This window comes from Cohnella lupini (assembly GCF_003386205.1).
Taxonomy (GTDB): domain Bacteria; phylum Bacillota; class Bacilli; order Paenibacillales; family Paenibacillaceae; genus Cohnella; species Cohnella lupini.
The window spans coordinates 124505-140542 of the sequence record NZ_QRDY01000005.1; the positions used below are offsets into that span (position 1 = coordinate 124505).

Annotated in this window: 12 protein-coding genes; 1 reads left to right on the forward strand and 11 read right to left on the reverse strand. The window is 50.3% G+C overall.

Translation table 11 applies throughout. From position 1 onward, the window contains the following. Positions 1-71 precede the first annotated feature (71 nt). The 7 genes from pilO to DFP95_RS11385 all read right to left on the reverse strand — a co-directional run bounded on the left by pilO (position 72) and on the right by DFP95_RS11385 (position 7567). Complete coding sequence (pilO, locus tag DFP95_RS11355) at positions 72-689, reverse strand: type 4a pilus biogenesis protein PilO (protein WP_115992735.1); 618 nt, start codon at positions 687-689, stop codon at positions 72-74. Next, positions 673-2235, reverse strand: a complete 1563-nt coding sequence (gene pilM / locus DFP95_RS11360) for a pilus assembly protein PilM (RefSeq protein ID WP_181907360.1) — start codon at positions 2233-2235, stop codon at positions 673-675. Before pilM ends, pilO begins: the two co-directional genes overlap by 17 nt. A 4-nt stretch (positions 2236-2239) precedes the next feature. Then, a complete protein-coding gene (locus tag DFP95_RS11365) occupies positions 2240-3004 on the reverse strand; it encodes a prepilin peptidase (RefSeq protein ID WP_115992737.1) in 765 nt (254 codons plus the stop codon). A 90-nt stretch (positions 3005-3094) separates the two neighbouring features. Continuing rightward, complete coding sequence (locus DFP95_RS11370; protein WP_115992738.1) at positions 3095-3592, reverse strand: type II secretion system protein; 498 nt, start codon at positions 3590-3592, stop codon at positions 3095-3097. A 36-nt stretch (positions 3593-3628) separates the two neighbouring features. Beyond that, positions 3629-4837 carry a type II secretion system F family protein gene (locus DFP95_RS11375; protein WP_115992739.1) on the reverse strand — a complete coding sequence of 403 codons (1209 nt, stop codon included), beginning with the start codon at positions 4835-4837 and terminating at the stop codon, positions 3629-3631. Beyond that, on the reverse strand, positions 4837-5865 hold the full coding sequence (locus tag DFP95_RS11380; protein WP_425453276.1) for a type IV pilus twitching motility protein PilT: 1029 nt from the start codon (positions 5863-5865) through the stop codon (positions 4837-4839). The genes DFP95_RS11375 and DFP95_RS11380 overlap by 1 nt, the downstream gene beginning before the upstream one ends. Positions 5866-5902: 37 nt before the next feature. Then, a complete protein-coding gene (locus DFP95_RS11385) occupies positions 5903-7567 on the reverse strand; it encodes a GspE/PulE family protein (protein WP_115992741.1) in 1665 nt (554 codons plus the stop codon). A gap of 324 nt (positions 7568-7891) precedes the next feature. On the opposite strand from DFP95_RS11385, the gene DFP95_RS11390 reads away from it, so the two are divergent. Beyond that, on the forward strand, positions 7892-11806 hold the full coding sequence (locus DFP95_RS11390) for an Ig-like domain-containing protein (protein WP_181907361.1): 3915 nt from the start codon (positions 7892-7894) through the stop codon (positions 11804-11806). Between the two features lie 81 nt (positions 11807-11887). Here the strand turns inward: DFP95_RS11390 and DFP95_RS11395 are convergent, their stop codons facing one another. From DFP95_RS11395 to DFP95_RS11410, 4 genes are all read right to left on the reverse strand, one after another. Next, the gene (locus tag DFP95_RS11395; protein WP_115992743.1) at positions 11888-13672 is read right to left on the reverse strand and encodes a hypothetical protein; all 1785 of its coding nucleotides are present in this window, start codon (positions 13670-13672) and stop codon (positions 11888-11890) included. 12 nt (positions 13673-13684) lie between these two features. Next, positions 13685-14224, reverse strand: a complete 540-nt coding sequence (locus DFP95_RS11400) for a prepilin-type N-terminal cleavage/methylation domain-containing protein (protein ID WP_115992744.1) — start codon at positions 14222-14224, stop codon at positions 13685-13687. Next, complete coding sequence (locus tag DFP95_RS11405; RefSeq protein ID WP_115992745.1) at positions 14193-14774, reverse strand: type IV pilus modification PilV family protein; 582 nt, start codon at positions 14772-14774, stop codon at positions 14193-14195. Before DFP95_RS11405 ends, DFP95_RS11400 begins: the two co-directional genes overlap by 32 nt. Positions 14775-14964: 190 nt before the next feature. Next, entirely contained in the window at positions 14965-15948 is a 984-nt protein-coding gene (locus tag DFP95_RS11410) for an aldo/keto reductase (RefSeq protein ID WP_115992746.1), read from the reverse strand. Positions 15949-16038: the final 90 nt, after the last annotated feature.

Sequence of the window (16038 nt, forward strand, 5' to 3'; positions counted from 1 at the left end):
CTCCCGCAAAAGAAAAGAGAGGCTCCCTTCCCGAATCGGGACTTAGGTTCCTCTCCATTATATGATTTATGTTATTCGTCGAATGGTAGAATTTCGCGATCGACCATATCCCGATAAGACGAGTCGTAATACGCCGTGAACATCAGATTAACGCTAATCGGTTTAGGCAAAGCTTCTTCCGTCTTGGGCTTGTTAAGGTCGAAGGAATCGATGACGAGAAGGCGGGGAAGTCGTTGCAACTGCGCGATCCAATTGACGATCGATGGGTATGTGCCCTGTAGCGCGACGGATATCTTCAGCTCGTTAACGGCAGGAAACGGACTTTCCGTATCGCCTGTCATTGCTTGCAACCCGTTCCCTTCCTGCATCGAAACCGTGACGTTTTCCAGGCTAACCCCATTGCTCTTTCCGAGAGAATTCAAATCCAGCAGCATCTGCTCCGTGTTATCGGAGAGCGGCAATGCCGCCTGGACGCTTTCCTGAGAGTATTCGGATTTGGTCTCGTTCTTCTCTTCGGTTTTTTGCAGAACCAATTCCACTTGTTTATCCAACCGTGCCAATTCATCGTTTTTCTCGGCTATTTTTCGGTCCGAAGGACGTATCGCATACACGTAAAAAAGCAATAACAGGAGAAAACACATCGCCATGACGAGCAAGATAAGAGGACGGCTTTTATGGAGCGATTCCATCGTTCCCCACCTCCGCTTTCTTGAATTGAACGGAATACGAAGCCACTTGTTTACTTATACCCGCGGATACGGTAACTCCCGGAGCACCTTCGGGCAATTCTTCTTCGGATTCGGGGCTTCGCAGAACGGCCGGCGTTTCTTCGGATAAATTTTGCAATTGCGCGTTATCGGCAAATGTCGTTCTTCGCAAATCGAACAAGTACCGGGAAGCGGACTCGATATCGGGCAGCACGACCGTAAGCGTAATTTGCTCCGCGCCGTTATATTGAATAGAAACGAGTTGTCCGCCTGCGGGAATAATATCGTTCAATTCCTTCATCGCCGCGATTGCGTCCCTTCTATGTTCCCTAACTTTCTCGATAACCTCTAGCGGATTCGTCCGCGCCGCTTGTCCATCCTGCTGGTTGATCGCCATGAGGCCGTTCTCCAGCAGAAGAAGTCTCTCGTCCAATCTCTTAATTTGATCCTCTTTATTCGATAACACCGACTTGTTATCCATATACGTATAACCTGCGGCCGCTAGACCGATAACCCACGCGATCGCCAATACGGATAGAATTACGGGCAAAGATTTCGCGTCCTTGTCCGTCCCCGGCATTAAATTGATTCGTTGTCGAGACCCTCTTTGCAATGCGAGCCCCATGGCCACTCGACCGATATCCGATCCGAGAGCGGATTTATTCGCGTTAACGTCTTCGAATTCCGCGATGCCTGCGCTGATCTCCGACTGAGTCTGCGCGAGCTCGGCAAGAAGCTGGGAGCTGCCTGCTTCCGAACCGACGATGATGGCTTGTTTGATTTTGGAATTCCCGTCATGAATGCTGAATTGATAGAAGTTCAACATTCTGGAAATCTCGGACATGATCTCGGACAGTTGGCCTGGGCTTATGACGCCCTCCTCCGCGACGGTCTCCTCGAATAAGTGGATCGAACGAACGAAAACGGGATAACCGTCATGGAACATGTTGATTTCCAAGTTAGCGGAATTCAAATGAATGAGCATCGTTTCTTTCAGGGTCTCTTCCCGAGCGGACGCAATCGCCCGCGCCAAAGCGGTAGCAGATATTTCAACTCCTTTTACCTTCAGTCCACAGATCCCCATCAAATCCACGTAGCTTTGAATTAACTTCTTGGAGGCGGCGAATACGAGCGTATGCGTGCTCGATTCGTCCTTCTCTATCGTGACGTAATCGTATACCGGATCTTCGAACGGAAGATGAAGCGTCGTCTCAATCTCTAAAGCAAGCAATTGGGCGACTTCTTTATCGCTAACGCTAGGAATGGTTAAGCGACGAATGATGATGTGCGAGCTCGGGATGGAGATATGTACCGATGATCCCTTCAACTTTTCGGATTTGACCCACTCCGACAGGAGATCGCCCAATTGCTGGGGATTCGTGATCTGATCCTCGTTGAACGTTCCCTGAGGAAGAGGCAAGTAACCCGAGCGTTCGATCTCTCCCGGATTTCTTTTCATCATCATCGCGTAACGCGCACCGGTCTGATCCAAAGTCATTCCTATTACTCTAGCGCTTGAACTGAACATCTTCTCACATCCCGGCCGCGAAAATTGATAAATATTGCTGGATGATATCCGATCCGTAACCATACGCGATAAGCGCTCCCAGAGCGAGAAAGGGACCGAAAGGTATCGGTTGATTTCTCTTTGTTACGCCCGTGACAATCAATGCCCCGCCGATTAATGTACCGATAAAACAACCGACGATCAGTACTAGAATCACGTTAGGAAAACCGACAATGAACCCGAGCAGCGCCAGAAGTTTGACGTCCCCCATTCCCATTCCGCCTTTAGAAATCAAAGCGATCAATAAGAGGATGCCACCTCCGGAGATCGCGCCAAGAGCATGGTAACCCAAGGTTGTCGGAGAAATTATCGATTGAAGTACGACTACGATCGGCACGAAAAAGAGGAGAATCCTATTCGGAATAATCCGGTATCTTAGGTCCGTTATCGTTACGATTACGCAGAGACTGATTAGCGTAAGCGCGATGTGCAACTCCCAAGTCAGTCCGAAGTTTAAATATGCCCATGCGAATAAGATTCCCGTTACGGACTCGCCCAACGGATATACCGGAGAAACCCGCGAATGGCAGCCTCTGCACTTGCCTAGAGTGAATAGATAGCTGAATACCGGGATCAAATCTCTCGACTTCAATCGCATGCCGCATTCCGGACACTGCGAGGGCGGCCGGACTACGGATAACCCCGAGGGAATCCGGATCGCCACGACGTTAAAGAACGATCCGAAAGCCATTCCCATCAGGAAAAAATATGTTGCTATTATTGCTGTCATGGATTTTAGCCGCTTTCGGGATGAGTTGGAATGAAATAGGAACCGGTGGGGCCGGTTCCTTGTTGTTTGGCATAAGTCTGAATTAGGACCTTATGACCCCGATGGTCTGTTCGGTGAAGTCGGCTCACCCGCGACCGCTTTACCTTTTCCAGCCAATACTTCCGATCCGTAAAAGTATGATGGAGCAGCAGTTCCAGTTACATAAGAAACATATAAAAGTGCTCCGTCCGATTTCCTGAAAACCACATTACCTGAGACGATAGGATCCTTAGAGCTAGGTAAAATTACATTTGTATCTAAGTAACCTTTCGTTTGCAAAGTAGTAATGATAGGTATTGATAAATTTGAAGTAGAATCGCCATTTTTAAAATCCCCGTTCAACTCTGACGTAACATAAATTCGAGATGCATCGTAAATCTGCCGAGCCATTGAAATATCGGAATCTTCTTTAGACTTATTGATAATATTACCAATCAAAGGAACGGCAATCGCCGCGATAATGCCGAGAATAACGATAACCGCCAGCAACTCTATCAACGTAAAACCTTTCTCTTCCTTGCCTAATCTTCTTAAAATTGCCGTTTTCATTTTTAATTCCTCCACTTTTTATATAGTTGTCTTGCATTAACCCATATTTCCATACAAGGTGAACATCGGCAGCATGATAGCGGCTACGATGACTCCGACGACGCCGGCCAGGAATACGATAAGCAGCGGCTCCAGCATCGACTTTAACCGGTCGACCGTGTTGTCGACGTCCATCTCGTAGAAATCGGCAACCTTCTCCAACATTTGATCGAGCGATCCCGTCTCTTCCCCGATCGCGATCATTTGCGTGACGAGCGGCGGGAACACCCAGGCTTTCTTGAGCGGCTCCGACAAAGGATTTCCTTGTCGAAGGGAATCCGCGGAGCTTCTAATAAATCCGCCTATCACTTTATTGCCCACAAGCTCCTCGACGATCGTTAACGATTGAAGCACGGGGACGGAGCTTGCGTACAAGGACGATAACGTTCTCGTCATTTGGGCAATGGCACCCTTCTGCTTCAGCTTGCCGAAGATCGGGACCTTAAGCTTGCCGTAATCGATCCACCAAGAGCCGCGTTCCGTGCGTTTCGTAACCTGGTAGGCGGCGATAATCGCAGCGACGATCAACAGCCACAAGTACCATTGGTTCTGAACGCTGTTGCTCATCGCGAGTACCATTTTCGTAATGAACGGAAGCTCGGCGTTCATGGATTCGAACATCTGCACGAACTGGGGTACGACGGACTTTAACAGATAGATCACTGCCGTAATGGCCAGAATGCCTACGACGGCGGGATATGTTAACGCGGACTTGATCTTCTCCCTAGTCGCATGCTGCTTCTCGAAGAACAAAGCCAGTCTGTCCAACGTGCCTTCGAGATCGCCCGTCTCCTCCCCCGCGCGAATCATGTTCGTGAACATGGGAGGAAAGATTTTCTTATGCTCTTGAACCGTTTGGGAGAATGCCACCCCGCGAAGCAATCCCGAATATACGTCTTGAAGCGCCTTCTTAAGCGCCTTGCTCTCCGTCTGCTCCGACAAAATATCCGTCGCGTCCACTATCGTCACGCCGGCTCGGATCAGCGTGGCAAATTGCCTGCAATAAATGATGAAATGCTCGTTCTTGACGGGATTGCCGATATAGATTTCCAGCGCCAGAATCGTCGTGCGATGCTCGTCCAACGATAGGACGACAAGTCCTCTCTTGCGGAGTTCATCCATTGCCGACGATTTGCTCATCGCCGTCAGCTTACCCTTCAGTTGCTTGCCGTTGACGCTCTTGACGTGATAGTTGAACTCCGGCATCAGCTACCTACTTCCGCCAAATACGCTTTGGCAGCAGCTGGATCAATTGCCCCGAGCTGGAGCAATTCCTTGATGGCCATCTCGAGCGTATGCATCCCTTGCTGTCGGCCTGTCTGCATCATGCTCTTGATTTGATGAACCTTCTCCGTCCGAATTAAATTCGCTACCGCCGGAGTGTTAATCAAAATTTCGGTCGCGCAGGCCCGCCCTTTGCCTTGCGAGCGGGGGAACAGCCTCTGGGAAATGACCGCTACCAGCACGGCGGCCAATTGCGTTCTGATCTGCCCCTGCTGATGTCCGGGAAAAGCGTCGATAATCCGGTCGACGGTCTGCGGCGCATCTGTCGTATGTAAGGTCGCGAAGACGAGGTGCCCTGTTTCCGCGGCGGTCACCGCGGCCGAAATCGTCTCCAAATCTCTCATCTCGCCGACCAAGATGACATCGGGATCTTGCCTAAGCGCCGCTCGCAGTCCGTTCGAGAAGCTTCTCGTGTCGCTTCCGACCTCGCGTTGGTCGATAATCGACGATCCGTGCGAGTGAATATATTCGATCGGATCCTCCAGCGTAACGATATGCTTCTTCTCTACCTGGTTAATGTGTTGGATCATTGCCGCTAGAGTCGAAGATTTACCGCTTCCCGTCGGCCCCGTCACGAGCACGAGTCCTTGCGGCTTCAGCGCAAGCGAATTCAATATTGCCGGCAGCTGAAGCTGATCCAATGTCGGGATCGACGTCGGTATTGTCCTAGCCGCGATGCTCGCCTTGCCCCGTTGTCTATAAGCATTGATCCTATAACGCGATATCCCCTCTAGCTCGTACGAGAAATCCAACTCTCCCGCTATGCGAAACCGCTCGGCTTGTTCGTCGTTGATGAGCTCAAGAGCCATTCGTTCCGCCATTTCGGCGGTTACCCGTTCCTCTCCGAACGGCTGCAAGGTCCCATTCACGCGAAGCATCGGAGGCGAACCGACCGTAATATGAAGGTCGGAAGCCTTCCGTTCGTGAGCCTCTAGCAATAACTCCGTCATTTTATTCAATCCGTTCGTCAATACCATCCCTCCAAACCTAGTACGCAATCGTTTCGCGCAGCACTTCCTGCATGGTCGTTATTCCTTGCGACACTTTCGTCAGTCCGTCGTCCATGAGTTGGATCATTCCTTGCTCCAATGCGGATTGTCGCATTTCTTCGACGGTTGCGTTCAAGCTGATCAGCTTGCGCAGGTTGTCGTTAACGACCAATACCTCGTGTATCGCGACTCGCCCCCGATAACCCGTCCGGTTGCAACTGCCGCACCCGATTCCTCGATGCAGCGCATCCGTCTTAATCCCTCTGCCTTCCAGCATGAACCGCTCCTGATCCGAAGGTTTATAGGTCGTCTTGCAATCGGGACATATTCGTCTGACAAGCCGTTGCGCAACGATTCCCAATATAGAGGAAGCAAGCAAGTACGATTCGATTCCCATATCGCGAAGCCTCGTAATCGAACTAACCGAATCGTTCGTATGCAGCGTCGTGAGAACCAAGTGCCCCGTTAGCGATGCCCGAATGGCGATTTCGGCCGTTTCGGAATCCCGGATTTCTCCAACCATGACGATGTTCGGATCCTGACGCAGGATTGACCGCAAGCCGGAAGCGAACGAAAGCCCGATAGCGGGATTGACGTGAACTTGATTAATACCGTCTAGTTGGTACTCTACGGGGTCTTCCACCGTGATAATGTTCACGTCGTCTTGGTTCAGATGCGAGAGCGCCGAATACAAAGTTGTCGTTTTTCCGCTTCCCGTCGGCCCCGTAATTAACAAAATGCCGTACGGTCGCTCGATCATCTCCCGGAAAGACTTATCATTGCGGGCGTTGAATCCGAGAGTCTCTATCGACTTGACTCCCGAGCTCAGATCCAGTAGCCTGAGGACCATTTTCTCCCCATGGATCGTCGGCAACGATGACACGCGAATATCTACCGTCTTCGTATCGAATTGCATGGTCATCCGACCGTCTTGGGGCAATCGCCTTTCCGCGATGTTTAACCTGGCCATGATCTTAAGCCTGGCGGTCATAAATCCTTGCATCGCTTTCGGAATCGTCCGTTCCGTGCGAAGCACTCCATCTACCCTATATCGGATGGCCACGCCTCCCTCGCCCGGATCCACGTGAATATCGGACACCTTCAATTGCGCCGCTTGCTGAATCATCTGGTTGACTAACCGAACGATCGGCGCGTCTTCGTTCATGATTTCCGTTTCGCGGATTTCCTCCGAAGTCGGAAGATCGACGAGCATCTGGCTCATGGAGTCCTGCAAGCCATAGTGGCGGGCGATCGCCCGTTGAAGCTCCTCTTTGCTGGAGATGGCCGGCTCGATTCGGAATCCCGTCGTCATTCGCAGCTCTTCGATCGCGAAGTAGTCCAACGGATCGGCCATTGCCACTAGCAGCTTCCCGCCGTCCTTCTTGATCGGGATAGCCAAATACCGCTTGGCTAGACTTTCCGGAATGATATGGGCAATGGTCGGGTCTATCTGATATTTGAAAAGACTGACGTGGGGTATGCCCAATTGAAATTCCAGCACTTCGATAAGCTGTTGCTCTGTTATGTATCCTTGGGAGATTAATAGATCGCCGAGCTTCTGCTTCGATTGGCGTTGCTCGTTTAAGGCTTGTTTTAGCTCGTCGTCGGAAATGATTCCGCTATCTACGAGCAAATCTCCAAGCCGTTTTTTTACGATTGCCACCCACTCACCTCCGTGAGACTTTATGCCTATTTTCCGTTCAATCGAACATTGGTTCGTTGTGCCTATTTTTTGTACTCTATTTATAGCACGATATGGATAGAAAGTGCTAGAAGAGATTTGGACAATTTTACTATTGTTATTGTTTATTACGATATTATCACTTAGAATAAGACAAATAAAGCCTGATATCACAAGGTTTTTTACGGTTTTTAAGATTTTTTTCGCATTTATTCGATGTTCAGTTTTTGTTCATTATTCGTCTTTATAATATCCTTTCGCATTCGGGACTATTTGACTAATTTTATTTTCAATAGGAGGGTTACTATGCTAAGGAATCTACGAAATTATTTAAGTTTCTCTTTAATCGCTTCCATGATCGCTTCCATCTGGATGTTTGCCGGAATCGAGCTCGGTCACGTTGCGGCGAACGGTACGGTTTCCGAAATCCGGATATTGGAAATCACGGATAGCGGAGCTTCCGATCTCTCTCGTATTCTAAGCTCGTCGACGAACCCTACTTATGCCCTCACCACGATCAAAATGAAACAATTCGTAGCCTATAGAGACGAGCTGGACGGCAAATACGATGCGATCTACATTGGCAAAGGGAGCTATAACTCCACGCAAGCGACGACCAACGAGCACAATACGACTGGCATCGAGAACGATATCACCCTATTGAAGATGAACCAGCTAATCGATTTCTACATAGACAGAGGCTTGCCGGTTATCGCGTACAGTCAGAAGGATACCAACAGCAGCCGTAACGACGGCGCGCTTTACCAGAAAACCGCGGGTATTCTTAAATCCTCGTTGTTGAAGTATTCCAGGAATAACAACGGAACGCCGACTGTCGACGCTTCCTTGGTTCCGATATCAGATAAAGAAAATGTATTCTTCGTCGGAAGCGACGATATTTCCACCAAAGCGAAATTTCTCGCTAAGACGAACCTCCTCGCTAACGGCGCGCTCAAGCCTCGCTTGGCCATCACTTCCAAGCCCGTTGATTACACTTCCAATCAAACTACGATATACAGATCAGGAGATATATTGACTTACCGCTTCGACTTGAACAATGCGCCTAATATCGCCCAAGGGCGCTTGGTTGCCAATCTGTACTTAGGCATCGACTACGTGCTTAAGTTCGGAGCGGATCAATTGGTCGCCACTCAACCGGTAACTTCCGCAACGGCGAACGAATTGACTTTCCGATTGCCCAAGGGCTACTCCGGCGTTCATTACTGGAAGCTCGAGATCGTCGACCACTCGACGGGCTTGAAAGATATCCAGACCGGGGTGCTTCGTTTCCGCGACGAAATTACGCCGATCAAGGTACTGCAAGTTCTGCCGGACAACGGAGATTCCAGCAGCCTTCTCCGCACGAATAACATGAGATCCAGCTATCTCGTATCCGATGATTACGCCATCGCAATTTCGGTCACGGACATCGGCGCTTTCAATAACGGCGGCTATCATAATCTAAACGGGAAGTACGACATGCTGATCTTCGGCTTCACCGATACGTACAATCAGTCGGCTCCCATCTCCCAAGAAGCCTCGGTTGCCGTTACCAACTTCATCAAGACGGGCCAAAGCGTCATGTTTACCCACGATACGATCTTCCAAGGAAACCAAAACTGGATCACCTATTTCCAGCAATCGACAGGCCAAAGCGAGAACAAAACGAACATGGGCCTCAATGCCCCGCAAACCTCGACGACGACCAAGAAGGTCAACGAAGGACTGCTGACGCGGTTCCCGTTCAATATCAGCGATATAGAAACTAAGGTCAACACCACCCATGACCAATACTTCCGCCTTAAGCTCGAAGATGAAGACTTGATTCCGTGGTACAACATAACGGGAGGCACGAGAGACAACGACGACAGCTGGAATCATTACTATACGTACTCCTACGGAAACGTGACTTACTCCGGTACGGGACATACGAACTCCAACTTCCCGGATTGGGAGCAAAAGCTGTTCGTCAACACGATGTACCGGGCGTTCATCGGATCCAATCACGCTCCGACGGTCACCGTCGATTCGCCCGCCGACTATTCGGCAAGCGGCAATGTAATTCCTTCTTATAACGATATACTGGTCAGCTACAAAGCATCGGATTTCGACCTCGTCGACCGCACGTTGTTCAGTTCCGTTACGTTCAAATACAAAGCTGCTGGAGCGACGGAGTGGGTGACGAGCCAGGTCGTTGAGACGGCGGAAAGGACTACCGGCGAGGTCGTTACCCGATCGCTACCCAATCCGCTTCCTAACGGCGGCGACTTGATCATTACGGTGAATGCGCGGGATAAAAGCGGCGCGATCGATAGCAAGGCGGTCACCGTCAAGGTCGCCAAAGTAACCGCCAACTTAGAAGTAAGCCGCACCCTCTCCGACAATGTGAAAAATAATAAGATCGAAAAGGATAAGCCGGTCTCTTTGACTTATACGATTACACCGAAGCCCATCCCGTATCAGCCCGGTATTGATGCGAGTGATCTTGAGGTTAAAAACTTAAGTTTCAAAGAAATCTTCCCGCCGAAGCTCGAAGTGAATCCGTCCGGAGTCACGGCACCAATCGTGAACAAGGCATTAACCGGCAGCCTGGCAACCGGCTATACTTTAACCGGCAAAATTTCCAACATTCAATACCGGAGATCGGGCAATCTCTTCATCGCCGCTCCCGTGACCTTCCAAGTAGTCGTTACTCCGAGAGACAACAGCAACTACGTATTGGCTAATTCGAGTCTAAGCTTTACGGACTTTACGGTCGGCAGCAGCGTCCCCGTAGCGAAAAACCTCGCCTTTGCTTCGTTAGCTTTCGAGGCGGTGACGTTGCACAAGGATTTAAGAATCGATGATGTGGAAATCGCCAAGAACGATCAATCCAAGCTTATCCCTGTCACCTCGCCGCTCGATGTATCCAATAAAACCTATACGTGGACTTCGGATAACCCTTCCGTCGTTAGCGTAGACGCGAACGGCTTCATTCGCGGCATAAGCTCCGGTACAGCGAGAGTGACCGCCGTCGTCAAGGACGGAAGCTTACGAGATGACGGCAGCTTGATTTCCGCGACCGCTACGATTAAGGTCAGCGAAACAGGCCTTGACATCGAAGGGCCCAAGACCGTGGACGTCGGCAAGCAAATCGTGCTCCAAGTCGATCCAACCCTTCCGCCATCCGAGAAGGTTCGGTCTTATACTTGGGAATTGAGTTCGGTTGATTCGGAACGAGCACAGCTTTCCGAAGGCGCTAACGCTACCCATAGAATGTTAACCGGACTCGAAGCCGGCAAGGTCACCGTAGTCGTAACGGCGATTACGACTAAGGATCGTGTATTAACGCAAAGCCATGTCGTCGAGGTTCTTCAACCCATCGCATTGGATCTCCCTGCCGAGATCCATATCGGCAAAGGGCAAAGCCGCAACCTATGGGTTTCCGACTTGAGCGTCGATCCGGCGAACTTGAAAGATTCTATAAGGAGCAACACTTCTTGGTCGAGTAGCAGCCCTTCCGTTGCGACGGTCGAATCCAATACGGGAGTAGTTAGGGGCGACTCGACGGGTGCCGCGACGGTCACCGTGCAATATAAACGCACCGAAAGCTCGGCGCCCGTAACCGCCACCGTAAAAATCTTGGTCGTCGAATTGACCGCTCCCGCCGAATATACGGTGAAACGGGGAACGACTTTCGACCTTAGCGAATTGATATCCGTTTCTCCCGCTAGCGTTTCGTCCGACGGCGAGAATCTAAGCTGGAGCAGTGATGACTCGAACGACGCAATTAACGCGACCGCCCAAGGAGTCGTTACCGCGAACAATTCAGGCGTCGAGAACGTTAACGTCGTCTACCGGCAAACTCCCGATGGCCAAGCGATCGTCTCGCGCTCCATTACGGTCAATGTCGTCAACCTGCTCTTAACGAAAAGAACGGTTTATCTGAACCCGCAAGATCGTTTCGACTTGAAATCGATCCTCCTGGCTTATCCGGAGTCGTTAAGCGCGCAAATCATCGGCGACGTGACTTGGAGAAGAGAGAGCGGCAAAACATTCTTGACTGTCGATTCATCCGGGTTCGTCACCGCCAATGCCGTCGGCATTCAAAAGGTTTACGCGACATACGCTCTAAGCGACGGAAGCTCGATCGCGCTTGAGGTGACGATCGAGATAAACGAGAAGAATAATGATCCTGATGACGGAAACCCTAATCACAATACCGGCGATGATCGGTATTAACCAGACCGTTCGACCATCCTGCACGCTAACGCAAATAAGCTCCGAGTCCCAACGGGATTCGGAGCTTTTTATTCGACTTCCTTAGTCGATTGTCTGCAGCCTCTTCTTGCCGATCGAAAGGTTGATTTGTTTAACCCTTGGCAGTCCGACTTTCTGATTGTAATAGATAGATGGATTGTACTCGATTATAAAACGGGACATCTTGGGGTTGCTGTGCCCGACGAAGTCTATCATTGGATGATTCGGATCGGAGCGATCGGGCTCCGCGTTACCGGTAACCGCATTGATCGTTAAGTTTCCTTTGGCGAAAAACCCTCCCCTAATCCAAAACGCGGAACCGACGCCGTACAATGTCGCATCTTGATCCGTGTAGAAGAAGGCATCCATAATAATCGGGTTGATCGACGTTTGATCGGGATAGGGCGAGCTGATTCTATTGAAGGAGTCCACGCGGTGAATGTTGATCGGACCCGACGATAGGAGGACGAGCTCTTTCGCGGCGGCGGCGCCATCCTTCATTCCTTTGATCGTCGCATCTTCGATCGTCGTGCTGCCCAACGCGAATATCGTCGCGTCTATCGACGTATTTCCTTTGATCTTCAGATTGCCGGTCACCAATATATTGCCCCGCAGCTCTAACGGCGCGTCGATTTCATTATCGATCTCAAAATCTCCGTTCACGATAAACCAGTTGCTTTTATATGCCTTGTCAGCGCCGTTGCCGCTTCCCGTTCTATCGTTTTTGGCGCTTACCGTATATTTGACCCTTTTGAATTCCTTTCCGTCAAGCTTCAGGTTGCCCATATGGAGTACGGAAGCCGCATGTTCGCTATTCAACGAATCGATGTATGCCGACACTTGATCCAGATAATCCGACGTGCCATCCTCGTCATCTTCGAAATCTTCCCTCCGAGGGGCGCCGAGCTTATTTATGTTCGTATTATCCGAAAGATAATCTATTAACTTGCCGGAGCCAGCTTGAAACTCATTCTTGTAGATATTCCGATCCGCCAGCTTGGCCCCTACCGCTTCCATGACCTTGTCCAAGAAAGACTCCCTGATATTCACTTCCACGAACGCTTTATTGTCTTTCAGTTGGAGATTGTCCAGCGCTATTCCAAGAATGTCGTGCACTTTCGTTTGAATGTCCGCATCGTTCTTGTTTAGTGCCTGGTAGGCAGAGCATGAGCTTATCGTTTTATCGCAATAGGAGATCCTGCTAATATCCTCCACGACGATATTGCCGGCGATCGTAGGAAACAAGGTCGGAGTCGTCGATGAGCTCCCGTAGTATTTATACTCGGCTTCGTTCTTCACCCTCAGATTGACGCCCGCATACACATCCCCATTGAGAAAATAGGGAGCTCCGTTCAATTTAAGATCGGCTTCCGACCCCATCGTATATTTTAGAAAATCCGGATAAGCGTTAATGTTTATATCTTGCACCAGTTTCCTGATTACGCCGTCCACGTCGGCTTCTGCCGATAATCGTATGACGTATTCCTGCCCGTCTTGGGAAGGCATCATTTCAACGCCAGTAATGATGCCTTTGGCTTCTCTTCCGCTTACGAGATTTAGTTTGGAAACTACCGTTTTCCCCTCTATATCCGCCTGGATTTCTTCGATATCCTCCTGCAACTGCTCGAGCGTAATATCGTCCCGCTTATTGTAATTCGCCGCGATGTAGGCGACGGCTTCCGTCAACGTCTTCTCGGCAAGGTGGAGACTCTGGACATCCTTTTCTCTCGCTACCGATCTATGAGCTCCTCCGATACTCGCGCTCATGACGGCCAAGCCCAACATCGTAAAGATAAACAACATGAACAGAACCAATAGCAGCGCCGAACCTCGCTCCTCACGCAGCATTCCCTTGCACCCCTAGAATCCGAATTTGCTTTCCAACTTCATCGTCTGCGCATGGTCCTTGAACTTCTGACTCAGCACAAGCTCGATCTCGATTAAACCGCTCCCGCAGGAACGAAGTCCGTCGCAATTCAATCGAATACTGGACTCGGGAAGAACTTCGGATTGTATATCGAGCTTTTGACCTTCGCCTGCGCCGATGTATAACCCCTTATCCAGGCTCTTAATCTGAATGACATGGGGCTCTACGGCATCCGGCTCCGCGGTATCCAGCTTACGATTCAGCTTTATTCCCGTCACGTTGTTGCCGTCATCCGACTTCAAGCTGACCGTATCCGGGCCATAAGCGTAAAGCTCGGTAATGACCGAGGACATCAGAAGATCCGCTTCGTCCCGCAAGGAATTCTCGATCGTCACGCGATGGTATGAATCCAAGCCGAATGAAATAACGCCGTAGATCGTCGCCGTGACCAAAGAGAGTAACGTTAGGGATGCGATCATTTCGATCAAACTAAGCCCTCGCTCATCCTTCAATCGGTTTGCGAATTTTCTCATCGGACACGTATCCCTCCACTTCCGTTCGGTCTCGGTTGTTTCCTTCGGTGCCTTTGGTTTGAGCGATTATCTTGACGGGAAGCAAGTAACCCTCTAATGGTTTATCCTTTGCGGTGAAATAATTTTCTTCGAATTCGACGGTTAGGACGTAGTCCCTTCCGTTGACGTTCGGAGTCAATACTTCCAATAAGAAGTCCGATCGATTGAATAAGTCCGCCAACGCGGTCGAACCGTCCCCCGTACAAATGACGGAATCCGAGTCTTCGTGGGTCCGACTGCAGCCTTCCGGGGAAATGACTTTCGACGTGCTCATGAAGTAAGCTTTCAGCGTATCAAAATCTTGTTTTTCTATGTAATACAAAGCATTCCGCGCCAGGTTCACGACGACGGTCTTATTCTGGTTCCCTTTCGCGGACGACAACGCATTCACGAAGAACGCCATCATCGCAAGCGAGACGACCGAAACGATCGTAATGGCAGCCAATATTTCGAGTAGGGTGAAGCCTTCATCCCTCTTTGCGAATCCCATCCATTTTCGATGTTTTCTCATTTCTCTGCATTCACCCACCCTAATTCTTTGTGCCTATTAAAAAAGGGACTTTTATACTATATTTTATCATAATTATGGAAGATTGTCGCGAACTATGAAGGGAAGAATCAGTCGCAAAGTTAACAAAAAAACCTCCAACCCCCACGATGCGTTCTTGGGATTGAAGGTTTAGTTTCTGGAGATCTTGCGATTAGTAAGAGCCTCTTATATGACCGTGAACCTTCTCCTCATAAAATGTCCGAAGCCGCGATTGCTCCTCGTCATTGAAGGGCGGAACGTCTTGCGCGGCCAGATTGTCCTCGACTTGACCAACGTTCTTGAAACCGGGAATCGCGCAGGTGATGCCGGGCTGATCCAGAATCCAACGCAATGCCGCTCGGGTCATGCTCTCTCTCCCTTCGGCAATCCACGCAAGCTCGCGGGCCAGCTCGACTCCTTTGCCGAAAGGCAACCCCGCGAACGTCTCGCCTACGTTGAATTGCTGCCCGTCTCGGTTAAAGCTTCGGTGATCCTCCGCCTCGAACTTGGTTTCCCCGGAAAATTTACCCGTAAGCAAACCGCTAGCGAGGGGGAGCCTTACAAGGATGCCGGCTTCGCGCTCTTGCGCTTTAGGCAACAGCTCCGCGAGCGGCTTCTGCCTGAATAGATTAAAGATGATTTGGAGCGCTTGAACGCCCGGTTGCTCTAAGCAGAATAGTCCTTCTTCGGCGCTTTCCACGCTTACGCCGTACGCGCGAATTTTCCCTTCGGCTTGAAGTCGGTCAAGCACGCCGAATATCGAGCCTTCCTTCAGAATAGCTAGCGGAGGGCAATGAATCTGATAGAGATCGATCGCGTCCCGATTCAGTCTCTTCAAGCTGTCCTCGCACCACCGGCGGACGCTGGCATCCGAGTAAGTTGCCGGATCGTGAATGTCGCCGGCACGGCAGAACTTCGTCGCGATATGTATCCGATCTTCCTTGCCCTTAGTCGCCTTGGCGAGCAGTCTCTCGCTTTTGCCGTCGCCGTAAACGTCTGCCGTATCGAAAAAATTGACGCCTTCGTCCATCGCCCGATCCAGAGCGCGCAATGATTCGTTGTCGTTCGTCTGCCCCCATGAGCCGCCGATCGCCCATGTGCCGAAGCTGATTTCGCTGACTTTTATTCCGGATTGTCCAAGCGGTCGATATTTCATGATTTAGAAGTTCCCTCCCGTGATAACGTACTCAAATCCACTTTCTATACTAACAAAATTTAACGTCTTGGAAAAATTTTATTGTCCGCT